Genomic DNA, 19210 nt, shown 5'->3' on the forward strand with positions numbered 1-19210 from the left:
AAATAGAAAGTGTATTAAGATGAAAATCAATAAAAAATATGTTCTTGGTTCCGTAGCTCTTTTAGCCTTAAGCCTTTCAAGTTATGAATTGGGGCGTTACCAAGCGGTACAGACTAGCAAAGAGTCTAATCGTGTGTCTTATATAGAAGGGAATCAGGCTAGTGCTAAGACTGAAAATCTGACGCCAGATGAGGTTAGTCAGCGAGAAGGTATTAATGCTGAACAGATTGTCGTTAAGATTACCGATCAAGGCTACGTAACTTCACATGGGGACCATTATCATTACTTTAATGGCAAGGTTCCTTATGATGCTATTATTAGCGAGGAACTCCTGATGAAGGATTCGAATTATCAACTTCGAAATGAGGATATTGTCAACGAAGTCAAGGATGGTTATGTCATTAAGGTTGATGGTCGCTATTATGTATACCTCAAAGATGCATCCCATTCAGAGAATATTCGTAGTAAGGATGAGATCAATCGTCAGAAGCAAGAACACGGACATGGTAGTGGAACAAAAGTTAGCAATGAAGTTACCCTAGCAAGGGCTCAGGGACGTTATACAACGGATGACGGCTATGTTTTTAATGCAAGTGATATTATTGAGGATACTGGCGATGCTTACATCGTTCCACATGGCAATCATTTCCACTATATTCCTAAGAGTGACTTATCAGCTAGCGAACTTGCTGCGGCCCAAGCCTTCCTATCTGGTAAAGGTGGCCAAACAAGCTCAGTTGGGTATCGACCGTCAACAAATTCTTCTAGCAGCTCATCAGAGGCATCGAATAGTAGTTCATATGGACAAACAAATCATAGTAATGTTGAGACAAATATTAGAAGATGGGCTCCAACTGTTAGTCCACAAGTGGATAATAGTTATCAAGCAAGTCCAAGTGAAGACGTATCTAGTCTTTTGAAACAACTTTATGCCTTGCCACTCAGCCAACGACATGTGGAATCAGATGGGCTTGTCTTTGATCCAGCGCAAATCACGAAAAAGACAGCAAATGGAGTAGCAGTACCTCATGGGGATCACTACCATTTTATCCCATATAGTCAGATGTCAGCTTTGGAAGAAAAGATTGCACGGATGATTCCAGTTAAAAATCAAGGGAATATTTCAGCGCCTGGAGCAGCTAGTTTACGGCCAAATCCTACATTAAAACCAGTTCCACAGCCCGTCCCAAATCCGCAACCAGCACCAGTTCCACTTCCTGATAACCATTCTAATGAGGAGCTTGCCAAACAAGTAGTCAGAAAAGTTGGTCAGGGCTATGTCCTAGAAGAAAAGGGAGTTTCGCATTATGTCTTGACTAAGGATTTGTCTAAAGAGAATCTTATAGCTTTTGAGAAAGAACTGAATAAGGTGGCTACACCAGCGCATACCTTGGCGGAGAAGAAAAGCACAATAGCTCCTCGAAATCAGGAATTCTATGATAAGGCTTATAGTTTGTTGGAGCAAACGCATAGGAACCTACTTGAAAATAAGGGACGGCTATCTGACTTCCAGACTTTAGATCAATTGCTAGAAAGATTAAATGATGAACATGTAAACAAGGTAGCCTTTGTAGATGATTTGCTTAAATTTATTGCACCGATTAATCATCCAGAACGTCTTGGTAAGCCAAACTCACAAATCGAGTATAGTGACGATGAAGTTCGTGTAGCTCAGCTAGCGGATAAGTACACAACATCGGATGGTTATATCTTTGATGCCCATGATATTATCAGTGACGAGGGAGATGCTTATGTAACACCACATATGGGGCATAGTCACTGGATTGGTAAGGATAGTTTGTCCGATAAAGAAAAATCCGAGGCTCAAGCCTATACCAAAGAGAAAAATATCAACCCTCCATCTGAAGATAGTGCGACCCAGGCAAATCCCAATGCGGAAAGCGCAGCATCTATTTACGAACGCGTTAAAGGTGAAAAACGAATTCCATTGGTTCGTTTACCTTATAATGTTGAACATACTGTAGCAGTAAAAAATGGTAATCTGATTATTCCTCACAAGGATCATTACCATAATATCAAGTTTGCTTGGTTTGACGACAAATCTTATAAGGCACCGAATGGTTATAGTCTTGAAGACTTATTTGCAACGATTAAGTACTATGTAGAACACCCAGATGAACGTCCACATTCAAATGATGGTTGGGGAAATGCTAGCGAGCATGTCTTGGGTAAAAAAGATAATAGTCAAGATCCTACTAATAACTATAAACCAGAGGAAGAACCTGAAGAGGAAAGTCCTGTTGAACCAGAAGAACCACAGGTTGAGACTGAAAAGGTAGAAGCTAAGCTCAAAGAAGCAGAGGGACTATTAAAGACAGTCACAGATGCAAACCTTAAATCCAATGCTAGCGAAACCTTGGTTGGTTTGCGAAATAATCTGACTTTGGGAACTATGGATAACAATGGTATTATGGCTCAAGCTGAAAATCTCACAGCCTTACTAAAAAATAGTAAGCCTAAAACAAGTCAAAACGATTAAAATTCGTGAGTTAAAAATAACCAGTGAGAACTGAAAATGAAATTTAGCAATGAAATCTAGTTCTCACTTTTTTCATGAAAATGCACAAAAAATATTGACATTTTAAATTTTTAGGAGTAAAATATTTACTAGTTAATTAAATGGTTAAATACTAGTTAAGGAGTTGCTATGAAAAAAAGAAGTATCCTATGGCTCATGATTGCCTTATTTGCTCTTGTATTAGGAGCTTGTGGACAAAAGACCGGTCAAGACAAGAGTGATGAAACTAAGGGAATGAAGATTGTGACCAGTTTTTATCCTATTTACGCTATGGTCAAGGAAGTATCTGGTGACTTGAATGATGTTCGAATGATTCAGTCAAGTAGTGGGATTCACTCCTTTGAACCTTCGGCAAATGATATTGCAGCAATATACGATGCAGATGTCTTTGTTTATCATTCGCATACGCTCGAATCTTGGGCAGGAAGTCTGGATCCCAATCTAAAAAAATCCAAAGTTAAGGTTTTAGAGGCTTCTGAAGGAATGACCTTAGACCGTGTTCCTGGACTAGAGGATGTGGAAGCAGGTGATGGAGTTGATGAAAAAACGCTCTATGACCCTCATACTTGGCTAGATCCTGAAAAAGCTGGAGAAGAAGCCCAGATTATCGCTGATAAACTTTCAGAGGTGGATAGTGAGCACAAAGAGACTTATCAGAAAAATGCGCAAGCCTTTATCAAAAAAGCTCAGGAATTGACTAAGAAATTCCAGCCTAAATTTGAAAAAGCGAGTCAGAAAACTTTTGTAACACAGCATACAGCCTTTTCTTATCTAGCTAAGCGATTTGGACTCAATCAACTTGGTATTGCAGGTATCTCTCCTGAACAAGAACCAAGTCCAAGACAACTAACAGAAATTCAGGAATTTGTTAAAACCTATAAGGTTAAGACGATTTTTACAGAAAGTAACGCTTCTTCAAAAGTAGCTGAAACTCTTGTCAAATCAACAGGTGTGGGTCTTAAAACTCTAAATCCTTTAGAGGCAGACCCACAAAATGACAAGACTTACCTAGAAAATCTTGAAGAAAATATGAGTGTATTAGCTGAAGAATTAAAGTGAGATAAGAATGAAAATCAATAAAAAATATCTAGCAGGGTCAGTAGCAGTCCTTGCCCTAAGTGTTTGCTCCTATGAACTTGGTCGTTATCAAGCTGGTCAAGTTAAGAAAGAGTCTAATCGAGTTGCTTATATAGATGGCAACCAACCAAGCCAAAAAGCAGAGAACTTGACACCAGATGAAGTCAGTAAGAGAGAGGGAATCAACGCCGAACAAATTGTTATCAAGATTACGGATCAAGGTTATGTGACCTCTCATGGAGACCATTATCATTACTATAATGGTAAGGTTCCTTATGACGCTATCATCAGTGAAGAACTCCTCATAAAAGATCCGAATTATCAGTTGAAGGATTCAGACATTGTCAATGAAATCAAGGGTGGCTATGTGATTAAGGTAGACGGGAAATACTATGTTTACCTCAAGGATGCGGCTCATGCGGACAATATTCGGACAAAAGAAGAGATTAAACGTCAGAAGCAGGAACACAGTAGTAATCATGGAGGTGGTTCTAACGATCAGGCGGTAGTTGCAGCCAGAGCTCAAGGACGCTATACAACGGATGATGGTTATATCTTCAATGCATCTGATATCATTGAGGACACAGGTGATGCCTATATCGTTCCTCATGGAAATCACTTCCACTATATTCCTAAGAGTGATTTGTCTGCCAGTGAATTAGCTGCTGCCCAAGCCTTCTTATCTGGAAAAGGTGGTCAATTAAGTACGGTTGAATATCGTTCAAGTAGGGGAGAAACAAGATCTAGTGTGAGAACGAGTCAATCTGAGACACCTCAAAATCCTGCAACAGATTCTGAAAGTCAAAGTGAGGATTTAGCTAGTCTCCTTCAAGAATTGTACGCTTTGCCACTGAGCCAACGTCATGTGGAGTCTGATGGATTAGTATTTGACCCAGCACAGATTACAAAACGTACAGCAAATGGTGTGGCAGTTCCTCACGGTGATCATTTCCATTTCATTCCTTATTCGCAAATGTCTGCCTTGGAAGAAAAATTGGCTCGAAATCTTCCAATTGGAGGTCAGCCAGTTCAAAGTCATTCTGACAATACGAAACCAAGCAGTACAGATAAACCAAGTTCAACACCAAGTTCACCGATTAAACCAAACTTTAATCTCAATACGCAGGCACCAAATCGAGGAACTGGAGGCGCTTATACAACGGATGATGGATATGTCTTTAGTCCGACAGATGTGATTGAAGATACAGGAGACGCTTTTGTTGTACCGCACGGCAATCATTTCCACTATATACCTAAGAGTGATTTGTCTGCAGGAGAACTGGCTGCTGCCCAAGCTTATTGGAATGGTAAACAGGGTTCTCATTCTGCTACAAGTTCAAGTAAACCAAGTAGTGGCAATCCAAATCCAGCCCAACCAAGTTTGACAGAGACACCAAATCTGACTGTTACTCCAACTTATCATCAAGACCACGGGGAAGACATTCCTACACTCTTACGTGAATTGTATGCCAAACCTTTGTCAGAACGACATGTGGAATCTGATGGACTCGTCTTTGATCCAGCACAAATCATCAAACGTACAGCTAACGGTGTTGCAGTGCCTCATGGAGACCATTATCACTTTATCCCTTATTCACAAATGTCACCGCTGGAAGAAAAATTGGCTCGTATGATAGCTATCAAGGGACAAAATGGCAGTGTCTTGCCAAGTGTTACTCCTATGAAGCCAGCCCCTACTACCAAACCTCTTGTACCAGTGGAAAATAAACTTACTGAACTTGATGTCAACCAAGTTGTTAGAAAAGTTGGCGAAGGATATATTATCGAGGATAAGGGCGTTAGTCGTTATGTTCTAGCTAAAGATTTAGCCAAGGATAAGATTGATGTTATTGAAAATCTCCTGTCTAAGAAAACTCAAGAGACACACGCTCTAGTTGCGAAGAAAGAAAATGTCGCTCCTCGTGACCAAGAATTTTATGATAAAGCATATAATTTATTGGCCGAGGCTCATAAAGCCTTGTCTGAAAATAAGGGTCGTACTTCTGATTTCCAAGCCTTAGACAAATTAGCAGAACGCTTGAATGATGAATCTTCTAATAAAGGAAAATTAGTAGATGATTTATTGGCATTCCTAGCACCAATTACCCATCCAGAGCGACTTGGCAAACCAAATGCTCAAATTGCTTATACAGACGATGAAATTAAATTGGCGAAATTAGCAGGTAAGTATACAACAGAAGATGGCTATATCTTTGACATTCGTGATATTACCAGTGATGAGGGAGATGCCTATGTAACTCCGCATATGACTCATAGTCATTGGATTAAGAAAGAGAGCTTGTCTGAAGCTGAAAGAGTGGCAGCCCAGGCTTATGCTAAAGAGAAAGGTTTGACACCTCCTTCAACAGAGAATCAGGGTTCAGGAAATACTGAGGTTAAAGGAGTAGAAGCAATCTATAATAAAGTGAAAGCAGCTAAGAAGGTCCCACTTGATCATATTCCTTACAATCTACAACATACTGTTGAAGTTAAAAATGGTAGCTTAATTATACCTCATTACGACCATTACCATAACATTAAATTTGGCTGGTTTGACGAAGGACTCTATGAAGCACCTAAGGGTTATAGCCTTGAGGATCTCTTTGCGACTGTAAAATATTATGTTGAACATCCTGAAGAACGTCCTCACTCAGATAATGGTTGGGGAAATGCCAGCGACCATGTTCGTAAAAATAAGGCAGACAAAGGCAGTAAATCTGATGAAGATAAGGAAAATCATCATGAATCAGACGAATCAACCCGTCCTGAATCCAATGAAAAAGAAAATCATACAGGTTCAACCCCTTCAGTAGATAATCTTTATAAACCGAGCACTGATGAAGACGAAACAGAAGAAGTATCTAAAGATACAACAGACGAAGCTGAAGTACCTCAAGTAGAAACCGAAAAAGTAGAAGCCAAACTCAAAGAAGTAGAAGCTCTACTTGCTAAAGTAACGGATGCTAGTTTGAAAGACAATGTGACAGAGAGCCTATCTGGTTTACGAAATAACTTGAGCCTCCAAACCATGGATAATAATGGTATCATGGCAGAAGCAGAAAAATTACTTGCTTTGTTAAAAAGGTAGTGAGTCAGTAACGACGAAACCAGAAGCATAAGTTTATCCTATTAAATCAAAATGATGTAAGAGTCAGTAGCAATACTGGCTTTTATTTTTTAAAATGTTATAAAAATCTTGACAGATAAACTAAAAAAAGGTAAACTATTTACTGGTTAATTAATTGGTTAAATAACCAGTTTAGAAAAAACTGTTTAACCAAGCAAAAGAAGTTAAAAAGCTTCATCATTTATTGAAATGAGGGATTTATGAAATTCAGTAAAAAATATATAGCAGCTGGATCAGCTGTTATCGTCTCCTTGAGTCTTTGCGCTTATGCTCTAAATCAGCATCGCTCGCAGGAAAATAAGGACAATAATCGTATCTCTTATGTGGATGGCAGCCAGTCAAGTCAGAAAACTGAAAACCTGACACCAGATCAGGTTAGCCAAAAAGAAGGAATTCAGGCTGAGCAAATTGTTATCAAGATTTCAGATCAGGGTTATGTTACATCACACGGTGATCACTACCATTACTATAACGGAAAAGTTCCTTATGATGCCCTCTTTAGTGAAGAACTTTTGATGAAGGATCCAAACTATCAACTTAAAGATGCTGATATTGTCAATGAAGTCAAGGGTGGTTATATCATCAAGGTCGATGGAAAATATTATGTCTACCTGAAAGATACAGCTCATGCTGATAATGTTCGAACCAAAGATGAAATCAACCGTCAAAAACAAGAACATGTCAAAGATAATGAGAAGGTCAGCTCTGATGTTGCTGTAGCAAGGTCTCAGGGACGCTATACAACAGATGATGGTTATGTCTTTAATCCAGCTGACATTATTGAAGATACTGGTGATGCTTATATCGTTCCTCATGGAGGTCACTATCACTACATTCCAAAAAGTGATTTATCTGCTAGTGAATTAGCATCCGCTAAAGCTCATCTGACTGGGAAAAATACGCAACCGAGCCAGTTAAGCTATTCTTCAGCAGCTAGTGACAATACTAATCAAGCTATAGAGAAAGAATCAACTAGCAAGCCAGAAAGTAAGGCTGAAAATCTCCAAAGTTTATTGAAAGAACTCTATGATTTACCTAGCAACCAACGTTACGGTGAATCAGATGGTCTGGTCTTTGACCCTGCTAAGATTATCAGTCGTACACCAAATGGAGTTGCGATTCCGCATGGCGATCATTATCACTTTATTCCTTACAGCAAACTCTCTGCTTTAGAAGAAAAGATTGCTAGAATGGTGCCTATCGGTGGAACTGGTTCTACGGCCTCTACAAATGAAAAACATCATGAAGTAGCGTCTAGTCTAGGAAGTCTTCCAAGTAATCCATCTATATTGAATAATGCTTCTTCAACGTTAAATAAGGAAATTTCTTCAAAATCTGATGGTTATATCTTTAATCCAAAAGATATCGTTGAAGAAACAGCCACAGCTTATATCGTCAGACATGGTGATCATTTCCATTACATTCCTAAGTCGAATCAAATTGGTCAACCGACTCTTCCAAACAATGGTCTAACAACACCTTCTCCATCTCTTCCAGTCAATCCTAGTGTTTCACATGAGGAACATGAAGAAGGTGGACACGGCTTTGATGCCAATCGTATTATTGCTGAAGATGAAGCAGGATTTATCATGTCACATGGTGACCATAATCATTACTTCTTCAAGAAGGACTTGTCAGCAGAGCAAATTAAGGCAGCGCAAGACCACTTGAAAGGGGCAAATACAGCAACACCAAATCCAGCTCATGATGACGATCACGATGAAGATCATCATGGACACCATCATGATGAAGACCATGATCACGGTTTTGATGCCAATCGTGTCATCAGTGAGGATGAGCAAGGTTTTGTGGTTTCACATGGAGATCATGCCCACTATTTCTTTAAAAAAGATTTGTCAGCAGAGCAGATAAAGGCAGCGCAAGAACATTTACATGGTCACCATCAGGCAGAGCCTGTAAAACCTCTTGCCAAGACTGTAGAAAGTTTCTCTCGAGATGCCAGCGATGAAGAAAAGATAGCTTATATCTCTAAAACCTATGGTGTTCCGCTTGAAGCTATCCGAATTTCAAATGGATTCTTTGTATTTGGAAATCCAGACCAAGCTTATGATCCAACTCACATTCACCCTTACGCCGTTCGTAAGGAACACGTTCGTATTCCGCTTCAAACAGGTGATGCAGAGCTTGATTTCCTAAACGAACTCTATACAACTGCTCTACGTGATGGTGTTTCTCCTTATAGCTTGCAGGTTGAAAATGGCAGCTTTGTTATCCCTCATGGTGACCATAACCACTACATCAAGGTTCAAACTAAAGGTTATGAAGTCGCTTTGAAAAACAAAATTCCTGCATTACAGTCAACTTACCAACCTGGTGCTTTTGATGAAAAAGCAGTCCAGTATAAGATTGATCAACTCTTGGCAGAGAGTCGTGAAGTCTATAAAGATAAACCAATTTTACAAAGACAAATTGAGCTTGCCTTGGGACAATTCTCTGAAAATATGAAGAAGCTCTCAACCAACTCAACAGCTGGTTATCTGGCTGCTTTAGATCTCTTTGACAAGCAGTATATCCACGTTGACTCTAGTGTAAAACCAACAGAAATCAGTCCTTTAGACAAGAAATATCAAGCTTTAGTAGATAAGATTAATACCTTGGATACGGATGCTTATGGACTTCCTAAAAAGGATCTCTTGGCTCAACTCCAAGAAAATAAATTGGCTCAAGATGAGGCTGGTTTAGATGCAGTTGAAGCTAAACTACAAGCTCTGCAAGATTTTAATGATCGAACTGGTGTTACGACAGTCGAATACATTAAGTATTTCTATCAACATCTGTCAGATGGTCGTTTAAATGACACTCTTAGAAATAAAGTTGCTAACTTAACTTGGACTCTTTATCAGTCACAATCTTTCCTTAAGGCAACTGACTTGAACAAACTCTTCCCTGAAATCTATCAAACAAAATTAGAGGTAGAAGAAGCAGTGAAGAATGAATCAGTTGCTCATAAACCTTCTGAAACGATCCTAGACACTGAAAAAGTTGATGGTCATAGTGCTAAAACTGCAGTTTATGAGTTCTTGAAAGGTTTGTTTGATGATATAAAACCTGAGGAACAAAGTAACCATGTCTTAAAAGGTCAGGTGGCAGGACTTTTAACAAAAGCTGAAGAATTAGTAGCTCAAGTCAAAGAAGAAGGTGTTAAAGCTTCACTTGTTGACGAAGTGAAGAATCTGAAAGCTGCCTTTGACAAAGAGGATGCTGACCTAGATGAATTGAACATGCAAGTCCAAGATCTTCTGAAACGTATTTCACTAACCATTCAGAATGAACGTGAGAATGTCAAACAAGACCCAGAGGTTTTAGTTCTCTACCAAAAACTTTATAATGGTGTTATTGCCCTTCATACTTATTTAGAAATGAATAATGGTTCTGATGCTGACTTTGAAAAAGTGGACGCTTTATTTGATAAGCTTAGTGCAGCAAGCAAAGACAAGCAAGCTCTTTTAGCTCTTGCTCAAGAAATCGTTTTGTTAAACCAAGAATTTCAATCCAAAGTCAAGCCAGCTGAAGCTAGCACAGAAACAGCCAATACAGAAACAAACGATAAACAAGCTGAGTCAACCTTAACTCCTGCAACTAGCTCTCCAGAAACAAGAGAAAAAGTAGCAGAATAATACAAAGTTCAGACAGTTACTGCGTCAAAAGTAGGCTGCTGATAAAAAAGAGGTCGGGAATTTTTTCCCGATCTCTTTAGTCTTTATAAGCTACAATTCCAATAATGGTGTCGACTGCACGTTCCATTGTTTGTAGACTAACGTATTCAAAACGACCGTGCATATTTTCGCCACCAGCAAAGATATTTGGCGTAGGAATTCCCATGAAGGAAATTTTAGAACCGTCTGTTCCTCCACGGATAGGCTCGATAATTGGTGTGATACCAAGGTCTTCCATAACTGCTTTGGCAATGGTTACTGGTGTCATATCCTTTTCAATGACTTCCTTCATGTTGTAGTACTGGTCTGTCAATGTTAAAGTAACACGATCACTACCAAGTTCTTGGTTCATCTTATCAGAGATAGCTTGCATAGCAGCTTTACGTGCTTCGAAGTTTTCTTTTTCGAAGTCACGAATAATGTAGCTGGCACGCGCTTCCTCAACAGTTCCTGTTACATCCATGAGATGGTAGAATCCTTGGTACCCCTCAGTCAACTCAGGTCGGTCACCAGCTGGGAGTTGATTGTGGAAGTCAATGGCTAATTGGAGAGCATTAACCATTTGCCCTTTGGCCGTTCCTGGGTGAACATTACGACCTTGGAAATGAAGTTCTGCACCTGCAGCAGAGAAGGTTTCGTATTGAAGTTCACCAAGAGGTCCCCCGTCAACTGTATATGCAAAGTCAACATTGAAATCTTCTGCATCAAATTTATTGGCACCAACACCGATTTCTTCATCAGGTCCGAAGCCGACACGGATTTCACAGTGTTTAATCTCAGGATGAGCAGTCAAGTATTCGATAGCTGTCATGATTTCAGCGATACCAGATTTATCATCAGCCCCTAGAAGGGTAGTTCCATCAGTTGTAACCAAGGTTTGCCCTAGATATTTCTCTAAGCTCTTGAAATCTGCTGGATCAAGCTTGAAACCAGATTCTCCAAGCTCGATAACTCCGCCATCATAGTTTTCAATAACTTGCGGGTTAATACCTTCAGCATTAAAATCTGCTGTATCCATGTGGGAGATAAAGCCAATCTTACGAGTCAAACTAGGATCGTTAGCTGGAAGAGTACCGATAGCAAAACCGTTTGGTAGATAGTAGACATTTTGCAAACCAACACGTTTCATCTCAGGGATTAGGACATTGGTTGCGAAGTCTACTTGACTTTGGGTACTTGGTGTAGTGGTTGAATGTTCGTCAGAACGTGTATTGACTTTGACATAAGTCAAAAAACGCTCCAACAATGTTGGATATTTCATCGTAACTCCTTTTTTCCTTCTTTTAAAACCATTGTATCATAGAAAGAAGAGAAAAACAAAAGTCAGAAGGGAGATAAAATCCTTATGTTAGCGTTTACTTATGACTTATTTAGTGATACAATAAAAAAGATAAAAATATCACAAGGATGCAAATATGAAAAAAGCAATTTTAATGATGACTTTCGGTTCGCCAGAAGAGATTACTTTTGAAGGTGTGGCTGATTTTTTCACAAATATTCGTCGAGGAGTTCGACCTCAAGACCACGAGATTCAAACTCTCTATGATAATTATGTACGAATTGGAGGAACTCCACTTCAAAAAATTACCCGTGAAGAAGTTGCCTTGGTAGAAGCTAGGTTAGGAAATGAATATAGTGTGTATTTTGCCAATAAATTTTCAACCCCTTTTATTCCAGATGTAATTCGGCAAATGGAAGCAGATGGAATTGAAAAGTGTATTTGCTTGATTTTGGAGCCACACTATTCCTTTTACTCTGTTATGGGGTACGAAAAGTTTCTGGAAAGCAAACAAATTCAGTTTTTAGTTATTAAGGACTGGTATCAAGAAGAAGCACTATTAAACTATTGGACAGCTGAAATTGCTAAAATTTTAAAAGAAAAGGTGAAAGAGGATAGCTTTAAAGTCATCTTTTCTGCCCACAGTGTGCCCATTTTTGCCTTGGATTTTGGTGATCCCTATATCGACCAGATTTTCGAAAATAGCAAGTTAATTGCTGAGAAATTAGGCTTGAAACCAGAGCAATATACCAACACTTGGCAGAGCGAAAGTGATATTGGTATTCCTTGGATTAAGCCAGATGTTCTGGAGTATCTCAGAGAACAGAAAGAACATCCAAATCATTATATTTTTGTACCTATTAGTTTTATCAGTGAGCACATTGAGGTCTTGTTTGACAACGATGTGGAATGTTATGAATTGTGTCAGGAATTGGGGGCGAACTACCATCGTCCACCAATGCCAAATACAGATTCTCGTTTGATTGATGCCCTGGTTAATACTGTCCGAGCTAACGAACATAAAGAATTTAGAGAATTCCTCCCAGAAGAAGAGACCTTTGATGAATTAGTCCCTTCGGATGAAACTAAGAATATTTTAGATGAATCACAAGACTTACAAATGCCAGAATTTGTCAAAAAATTAATTGAGAAAAAAGGTCGTGAAAATGTCAAGATGCCTTATTTAATCAAAAAAATGCTTGAAAAAGCTGGCAAATTACCCAAAGACTAAGTGAAAATAGAAAAGAACTGGTAATACTCTTCGAAAATCAAATTCAAACTGCGTCAACGTCGCCTTGCCGTACTCAAGTACAGCCTGCGGCTAGTTTCCTAGTTTGCTCTTTGATTTTCATTGAGTATAAGGTTTGTTTCAGATTTCTGCTAAGGCAGGATATAACTTAGAAGGTGAAAGAAAAGGCGGTGGGACAGAAATCGATAGACAAAGTCTTGATTTCGTAGTCCCAGCCCCGCGAGGATGATTAGGAGCTTTTTGGAGTCTAAAAGACGAACAAAAAGTTCAATCAGCTACCGAGTCAAATTATGATTGATAATAAAAAGTGAGGTCGGGATCTTTTTGTCCCAACCTCTTTTTAGGTGACTAGCATTTTTTTGACCTAGTTTTTTCTTATTTACCCAGACAAAATTGACTGAACAACTGTGTAATGAGTTCATCTGGAGCAGCATCTCCAGTGATTTCTCCGAGTATTTCCCAAGTACGTGTCAAATCAACTTGAAGCAGGTCGACTGGCATGCCCAATTCAAGACCTTCGTTAACAGCTTGCAGGCTTTCAACTGCCTTTTCAATTAATGAAATATGACGGGCGTTGGATAGATAGGTAGCATCTTGTTCGACCAAGCCTGCGTTTTCAAAGAAAAGGTTGTTAATCCGTTCTTCAATCTTATCGATGTTTTGGTTTTTAAGGACTGAAATACGAATAACGTCTTCAGGTAGTTCCGAAGTTTCAATCGCTTCAGGCAGGTCAGTTTTGTTAAGTAGGATGATACGGTTGGTATCTTGGCTGATTTCAAGAAGTTGTCGGTCTTGGGCAGTTAGTGGTTCACTAGCATTTAGAACCAGTAGAACCAAGTCAGCTTCCTTGAGGGCTTTCTTGGAGCGCTCGACACCGATTTGTTCGACGACATCATCTGTTTCACGAATACCAGCAGTATCAATCAACTTCAGTGGAACACCGTTGATGTTGACGTATTCTTCGATGACATCACGTGTCGTACCAGCAATGTCTGTAACGATAGCCTTGTCCTCACGCAAGAGGTTGTTGAGAAGGCTTGATTTCCCAACGTTGGGACGTCCGATAATGGCAGTGGAAATTCCTTCACGAAGGATTTTACCGCGACGGGCTGTTCTAAGGAGATTAGTTAGTAATTGTTCAAACTCCATTGTCTTTTCACGGACAACAGCAGTAGTGGCTTCCTCAACATCGTCATACTCAGGATAGTCGATATTGACCTCAACTTGGGCAAGTGTATTGAGGATTTCTTGACGGGTATTGTTAATCAGGTCAGAAAGGGAGCCGTCTAATTGTTTAACTGCAATGTTCATGGCCTTGTCTGTCTTGGCGCGGATGATATCCATGACCGCCTCAGCCTGTGTCAAGTCTACACGACCGTTTAAAAAGGCACGTTTGGTAAATTCACCAGGTTCAGCCAATCGAGCTCCTTCACGGATAGCTAGTTGGAGAATTTCATTGGTCACCGCAATCCCACCGTGAGTGTTAATCTCGATAATATCCTCACGAGTGAAGGTCTTTGGAGACTTCATAGCCCCAACCATAACCTCGTCCATGACTTTTCCTGTCTGAGGGTCAACGATGTGACCGTAGTTAAGGGTATGGCTAGCAACCTGACTCAAGTCTTTTCCTTTAAAAATCTTTTGCGCAATAGCAAAACTTTCTGTTCCGCTCAGGCGGACAATACCAATAGCCCCTTCGCCTAGTGGAGTAGAGATAGCAGCGATGGTATCAAATTCACGTGTAATCATAATGTTTCCTTTAATAAATAGCTCTTTTCTTGGAAATTTTTCCAAGTCTCTTTTCAAATTGTAACAAATTTGAACTATTTCTTCAATGGATGCTACTTGGAGATTGAAAAAGCCTAAGCAATTCTGCTTAAGCTAGCTTATTTGGTGCGCATTTCACCTTGTGGGAAATAGGTTCCTTCAGGCATATCGTTGATAATGACATGAACAGCAGACTGAGGTGCACCAGTGTTGCGAACCACAGCCTCCGTTACTTCCTTGGCTAGGGCTTTCTTTTGCTCTAACGTGCGTCCTTCAAATAAATCGATGCGTACAAATGGCATAATTGCGTCCTCCACTAGTTATTTGATTTCTTCTATTTTACCACATTTTGCCATTTAAAGCTTTGAGAAAATATGGTATACTAGAATGTAGCAAAAATTTAGAAATGGACGTGAAATAGAAGCATGGCACAGTTGTATTATCGTTATGGGACCATGAACTCAGGCAAGACGATCGAGATTCTCAAGGTAGCCTATAACTATGAAGAGCAAGGAAAGGGAGTTGTGATTATGACTTCGGCTCTGGATACGCGTGACGGTGTTGGCTATGTTTCAAGTCGAATTGGGATGAAAAGACCAGCAGTTGCTATTGAGGAAACAACGGATATCTTTGGTTTTATCCGAGATTTACCTGAAAAGCCATACTGTGTACTTGTCGATGAAGCCCAGTTTTTAAAGCGTCACCATGTTTACGACCTAGCTCGTGTTGTGGATGAGTTAGATATACCTGTTATGGCATTTGGTTTAAAAAATGACTTTCGTAATGAACTATTCGAAGGTTCAAAATATCTTCTGCTCTTAGCAGATAAGATTGACGAAATCAAGACCATTTGCCAGTATTGCAAGAAAAAAGCGACCATGGTCTTGCGTACGCAGGACGGATTGCCAGTCTATGATGGTGAGCAGATCCAGATAGGTGGCAATGAAACCTATATCTCGGTTTGCCGTAAACATTATTTTGCACCACTGATAACATCTAAAAAGGAACAAGACTATGACAATTGAACTAAGAGATGTTACCATGGAAAATTATTTTGATGTTTTGAATTTGGATGTTAAGGAATATCAAAAACAATTTATTGCTACTAACGCAATTAGTTTAGCTGAAGCATATGTCTACACAAAAAATGGAGATTTTGTAGCTCCATTGGCAGTTTACGATAATGATGCAATCATAGGTTTTGTGATGTTAGCTTATGATAAAAAAATCGGAATTAGTAATGGAAATTATTTACTTTTTCGTTTCATGATTGATAAGCATTTTCAAGATCAAGGATATTTTAAACCAATTATGGATAAGGTGCTAGACTATGTTCGGACAGCGCCAGCAGGTTTATCCAATAAACTTTGGTTGTCTTATGAACCAGAAAATGAACATGCAAGATCTTGTTACCTCAGTTATGGATTTAAAGAAACTGGGGAAATATTTGAGAACGAAGTAGTAGCAATCTATGATTTAACAATTGAGAAATAAGGAGAAAAAATGAACATCTATGATCAACTACAAGCTGTAGAAGACCGTTATGAAGAATTGGGAGAATTGCTCAGTGACCCGGATGTGGTCTCTGATACCAAGCGTTTTATGGAGCTTTCAAAAGAGGAAGCTTCTACTCGCGATACTGTAACTGCCTACCGCGAATACAAACAAGTCCTTCAAAATATCATTGATGCCGAAGAGATGATTAAAGAATCAGGCGGAGATGCTGACTTGGAAGAAATGGCCAAGCAAGAATTGAAAGATGCTAAGGCTGAAAAAGAAGAATACGAAGAAAAACTGAAAATCTTGCTTCTTCCAAAAGATCCAAACGATGATAAGAACATTATCCTAGAAATCCGTGGAGCTGCTGGTGGAGATGAAGCCGCCCTCTTTGCTGGTGATTTGCTAACCATGTATCAAAAGTATGCTGAAGCCCAAGGTTGGCGCTTTGAAGTCATGGAAGCATCTATGAATGGTGTTGGTGGTTTTAAAGAAGTGGTTGCCATGGTTTCTGGTCAGTCAGTTTACTCTAAACTCAAGTATGAGTCTGGAGCCCACCGTGTACAGCGTGTCCCTGTGACAGAAAGCCAAGGGCGTGTTCATACCTCTACAGCAACAGTTCTTGTTATGCCTGAAGTGGAAGAAGTAGAGTACGATATTGATCCAAAAGACCTTCGTGTGGATATCTACCACGCGTCAGGTGCTGGTGGACAGAACGTCAACAAAGTTGCGACAGCCGTCCGTATCGTTCACTTGCCAACCAATATCAAGGTTGAAATGCAGGAAGAACGTACCCAGCAAAAGAACCGTGAGAAGGCTATGAAGATTATTCGTGCGCGTGTTGCTGACCACTTTGCTCAAATTGCTCAAGACGAGCAGGACGCAGAGCGTAAGTCTACTATCGGTACTGGTGACCGTTCAGAACGTATCCGTACTTATAACTTCCCACAAAACCGTGTGACAGACCACCGTATCGGCTTGACTCTTCAAAAACTTGATACTATCTTGTCTGGTAAACTCGATGAAGTTGTGGATGCCTTGGTTCTTTACGACCAAACTCAAAAATTAGAAGAATTAAACAAATAATGAAATTAGCTCAAATTTTTAAGGATTTTGAGGAAAAGTTGATAGCACAAGGAGAGGAAGCTGAAAGCCTCTCCTTTGTATATCGTGGCCTGAAAAATCTATCTTTTACAGACTTTGTCTTTGCTCTTCAGCAAGAAATTTCAGAGAAAGAAAGACAGTTTGTAGAGGACATTTATAGGAAATTGGCAAATCATATACCTGCCCAGTATATTATCGGTCATGCTGAATTCTTTGGAATGCAGTTAAAAGTAGATGAGCGGGTCTTGATTCCCCGTCCAGAGACAGAAGAACTAGTGGAGCTCACCCTGGCTGAGAATCCAAAGGAAAATCTTAAAGTTCTGGATATTGGAACAGGGAGTGGTGCTATCGCTCTTGCCTTAGCTAAAAATAGACCTGATTGGACAATCACAGCTGCCGATATTTCTCAAGATGCTTTGGATTTGGCGATGGAAAACGCTAATAATCAAGGTCTAACATTATCCTTTATTAAATCTGACTGTTTTTCCGAAATTTCTTCAAAATATGATATAATTGTATCCAATCCACCTTACATATCTCGAGTAGATGAGGCAGAAGTAGGTTTGAATGTTCTCCATTCAGAGCCACATTTAGCCCTCTTTGCAGATGAGGATGGTCTAGCGATCTATCGCAGAATTGCGGAAGAATCAAAGGACTTTCTAAATGATGGTGGTAAGATTTATCTTGAAATTGGCTACAAACAAGGAAAAAGTGTGCCCGCTCTCTTTATGGAAAATCTTCCAGAGAAACGAGTTCGTACTCTGAAAGACCAATTTGGCCAAGATAGGATGGTTGTTGTTGATGATGGAGAAAATTAAGAAAGAGCTTGAAAATGGTGGAGCTGTAGTTTTGCCGACAGAAACAGTTTATGGTCTCTTTGCAAAAGCTTTGGATAAAAAGGCAGTTGACCATGTTTACCAGCTCAAACGTCGTCCTAGAGACAAGGCGCTCAATCTCAATGTCGCAAGTTTAGACGATATCTTGAACTTTTCTAAGAATCAGCCACCTTATCTCAATAAACTGGTTGAAAGTTTTTTGCCAGGCCCTTTGACCATTATCTTAGAAGCTAATGACAAGGTTCCTTACTGGGTCAATTCAGACTTGACGACAGTTGGATTTCGCATGCCGAGTCATCCTGTAACTCTGGAATTGATTCGTGAGTTTGGCCCCTTAATAGGACCTTCTGCCAATATCTCAGGGCAATCAAGTGGAGTTAATTTTCACAAGATTCTTCAAGACTTTGACCAAGAGGTCTTGGGACTAGAAGATGATGCTTTTTTAACAGGTCAGGATTCGACTATTTTAGACCTATCTGGTGACAAGGTAAAAATTTTACGGCAAGGTTCCATCACTCAAGAAGACATTCTTGCCAAGCTACCTAAAATCCCTTTTGAGGAGGTATGATATGCTACGTGATTTGAAAACAACAGATGTTGCAGCTATTTGTGAGATTAATAAAGAAGCTTTAGGTTATTCGTTTAGTCTAGAGGAAACGTCTAGTCAACTAGCTAAGTTATCTCAGGACTCTCATCACTACCTACTGGGTTTCGAGGATTCGACCAGCCATGACTTACTTGGTTATGTCCATGCCGAGGTTTATGAATCCCTTTATTCAAAACCAGGTTTTAATATCCTAGCTTTAGCTGTTTTGCCTCAAACACAGGGTCAGGGTATCGGAAAAACTTTGCTCCAAGGATTGGAACAAGAAGCAAAAAAACGAGGCTATAACTTTATTCGCTTAAATTCTGCAGACCATCGTTTAGGTGCGCATGCTTTCTATGAAAAAGTTGGTTATACCTGCGATAAGACGCAGAAACGGTTTATTCGCATTTTTTAGTTTGGATTTTATATTCTTGTTGTAAAAACAAACTAAAAGACCTGTCACACTATAAAA

Annotated in this window: 14 protein-coding genes; 11 read left to right on the top strand and 3 right to left on the bottom strand. The window is 39.6% G+C overall.

Going from position 1 to position 19210, the window contains the following annotated elements:
* Positions 1-19: 19 nt before the first annotated feature.
* The 4 genes from QM406_RS05190 (at position 20) to QM406_RS05205 (ending at position 10381) form a co-directional block, all read left to right on the top strand.
* A complete protein-coding gene (locus tag QM406_RS05190; RefSeq protein ID WP_414273617.1) occupies positions 20-2500 on the top strand; it encodes a pneumococcal-type histidine triad protein in 2481 nt (826 codons plus the stop codon).
* A 168-nt stretch (positions 2501-2668) separates the two neighbouring features.
* Positions 2669-3598: a metal ABC transporter substrate-binding protein gene (locus QM406_RS05195; RefSeq protein ID WP_414273618.1), complete on the top strand. Its 930-nt coding sequence runs from the start codon at positions 2669-2671 to the stop codon at positions 3596-3598.
* Between the two features lie 7 nt (positions 3599-3605).
* Positions 3606-6704: a pneumococcal-type histidine triad protein gene (locus tag QM406_RS05200; RefSeq protein WP_414273619.1), complete on the top strand. Its 3099-nt coding sequence runs from the start codon at positions 3606-3608 to the stop codon at positions 6702-6704.
* A gap of 239 nt (positions 6705-6943) precedes the next feature.
* Entirely contained in the window at positions 6944-10381 is a 3438-nt protein-coding gene (locus QM406_RS05205; RefSeq protein WP_414273620.1) for a pneumococcal-type histidine triad protein, read from the top strand.
* Between the two features lie 76 nt (positions 10382-10457).
* Here QM406_RS05205 and pepT read toward each other — a convergent pair whose 3' ends face one another.
* Complete coding sequence (gene pepT / locus QM406_RS05210; RefSeq protein WP_414273621.1) at positions 10458-11681, bottom strand: peptidase T; 1224 nt, start codon at positions 11679-11681, stop codon at positions 10458-10460.
* Positions 11682-11835: 154 nt separating this feature from the next.
* On the opposite strand from pepT, the gene hemH reads away from it, so the two are divergent.
* Positions 11836-12930 (top strand): ferrochelatase, encoded by a 1095-nt coding sequence (gene hemH, locus QM406_RS05215; protein WP_414273622.1) that lies wholly within the window; start codon positions 11836-11838, stop codon positions 12928-12930.
* Between the two features lie 393 nt (positions 12931-13323).
* Here hemH and mnmE read toward each other — a convergent pair whose 3' ends face one another.
* Together mnmE and QM406_RS05225 are read right to left on the bottom strand one after the other, a co-directional pair.
* Positions 13324-14697: a tRNA uridine-5-carboxymethylaminomethyl(34) synthesis GTPase MnmE gene (mnmE, locus tag QM406_RS05220; RefSeq protein ID WP_414273623.1), complete on the bottom strand. Its 1374-nt coding sequence runs from the start codon at positions 14695-14697 to the stop codon at positions 13324-13326.
* 137 nt (positions 14698-14834) lie between these two features.
* Positions 14835-15017 (bottom strand): 4-oxalocrotonate tautomerase, encoded by a 183-nt coding sequence (locus QM406_RS05225; protein WP_001117401.1) that lies wholly within the window; start codon positions 15015-15017, stop codon positions 14835-14837.
* Positions 15018-15140: 123 nt separating this feature from the next.
* On the opposite strand from QM406_RS05225, the gene QM406_RS05230 reads away from it, so the two are divergent.
* Genes QM406_RS05230 through QM406_RS05255 form a run of 6 tightly spaced genes read left to right on the top strand, consistent with a single transcriptional unit; the run spans position 15141 to position 19153 of the window.
* Positions 15141-15740, top strand: coding sequence for a thymidine kinase (locus tag QM406_RS05230; protein WP_153225373.1), 600 nt, complete (start codon positions 15141-15143; stop codon positions 15738-15740).
* On the top strand, positions 15730-16209 hold the full coding sequence (locus QM406_RS05235) for a GNAT family N-acetyltransferase (protein WP_049527097.1): 480 nt from the start codon (positions 15730-15732) through the stop codon (positions 16207-16209). Before QM406_RS05230 ends, QM406_RS05235 begins: the two co-directional genes overlap by 11 nt.
* 9 nt (positions 16210-16218) lie before the next feature.
* Positions 16219-17298: a peptide chain release factor 1 gene (gene prfA, locus QM406_RS05240; RefSeq protein ID WP_001028810.1), complete on the top strand. Its 1080-nt coding sequence runs from the start codon at positions 16219-16221 to the stop codon at positions 17296-17298.
* Positions 17298-18134, top strand: a complete 837-nt coding sequence (prmC, locus tag QM406_RS05245) for a peptide chain release factor N(5)-glutamine methyltransferase (protein ID WP_414273624.1) — start codon at positions 17298-17300, stop codon at positions 18132-18134. The genes prfA and prmC overlap by 1 nt, the downstream gene beginning before the upstream one ends.
* Positions 18118-18720: an L-threonylcarbamoyladenylate synthase gene (locus tag QM406_RS05250; protein WP_414273625.1), complete on the top strand. Its 603-nt coding sequence runs from the start codon at positions 18118-18120 to the stop codon at positions 18718-18720. Before prmC ends, QM406_RS05250 begins: the two co-directional genes overlap by 17 nt.
* A 1-nt stretch (position 18721) precedes the next feature.
* Complete coding sequence (locus QM406_RS05255; RefSeq protein ID WP_153225370.1) at positions 18722-19153, top strand: GNAT family N-acetyltransferase; 432 nt, start codon at positions 18722-18724, stop codon at positions 19151-19153.
* Positions 19154-19210: the final 57 nt, after the last annotated feature.

Origin of the sequence: Streptococcus infantis (assembly GCF_047465035.1) — a bacterium.
GTDB lineage: Bacteria > Bacillota > Bacilli > Lactobacillales > Streptococcaceae > Streptococcus > Streptococcus infantis_T.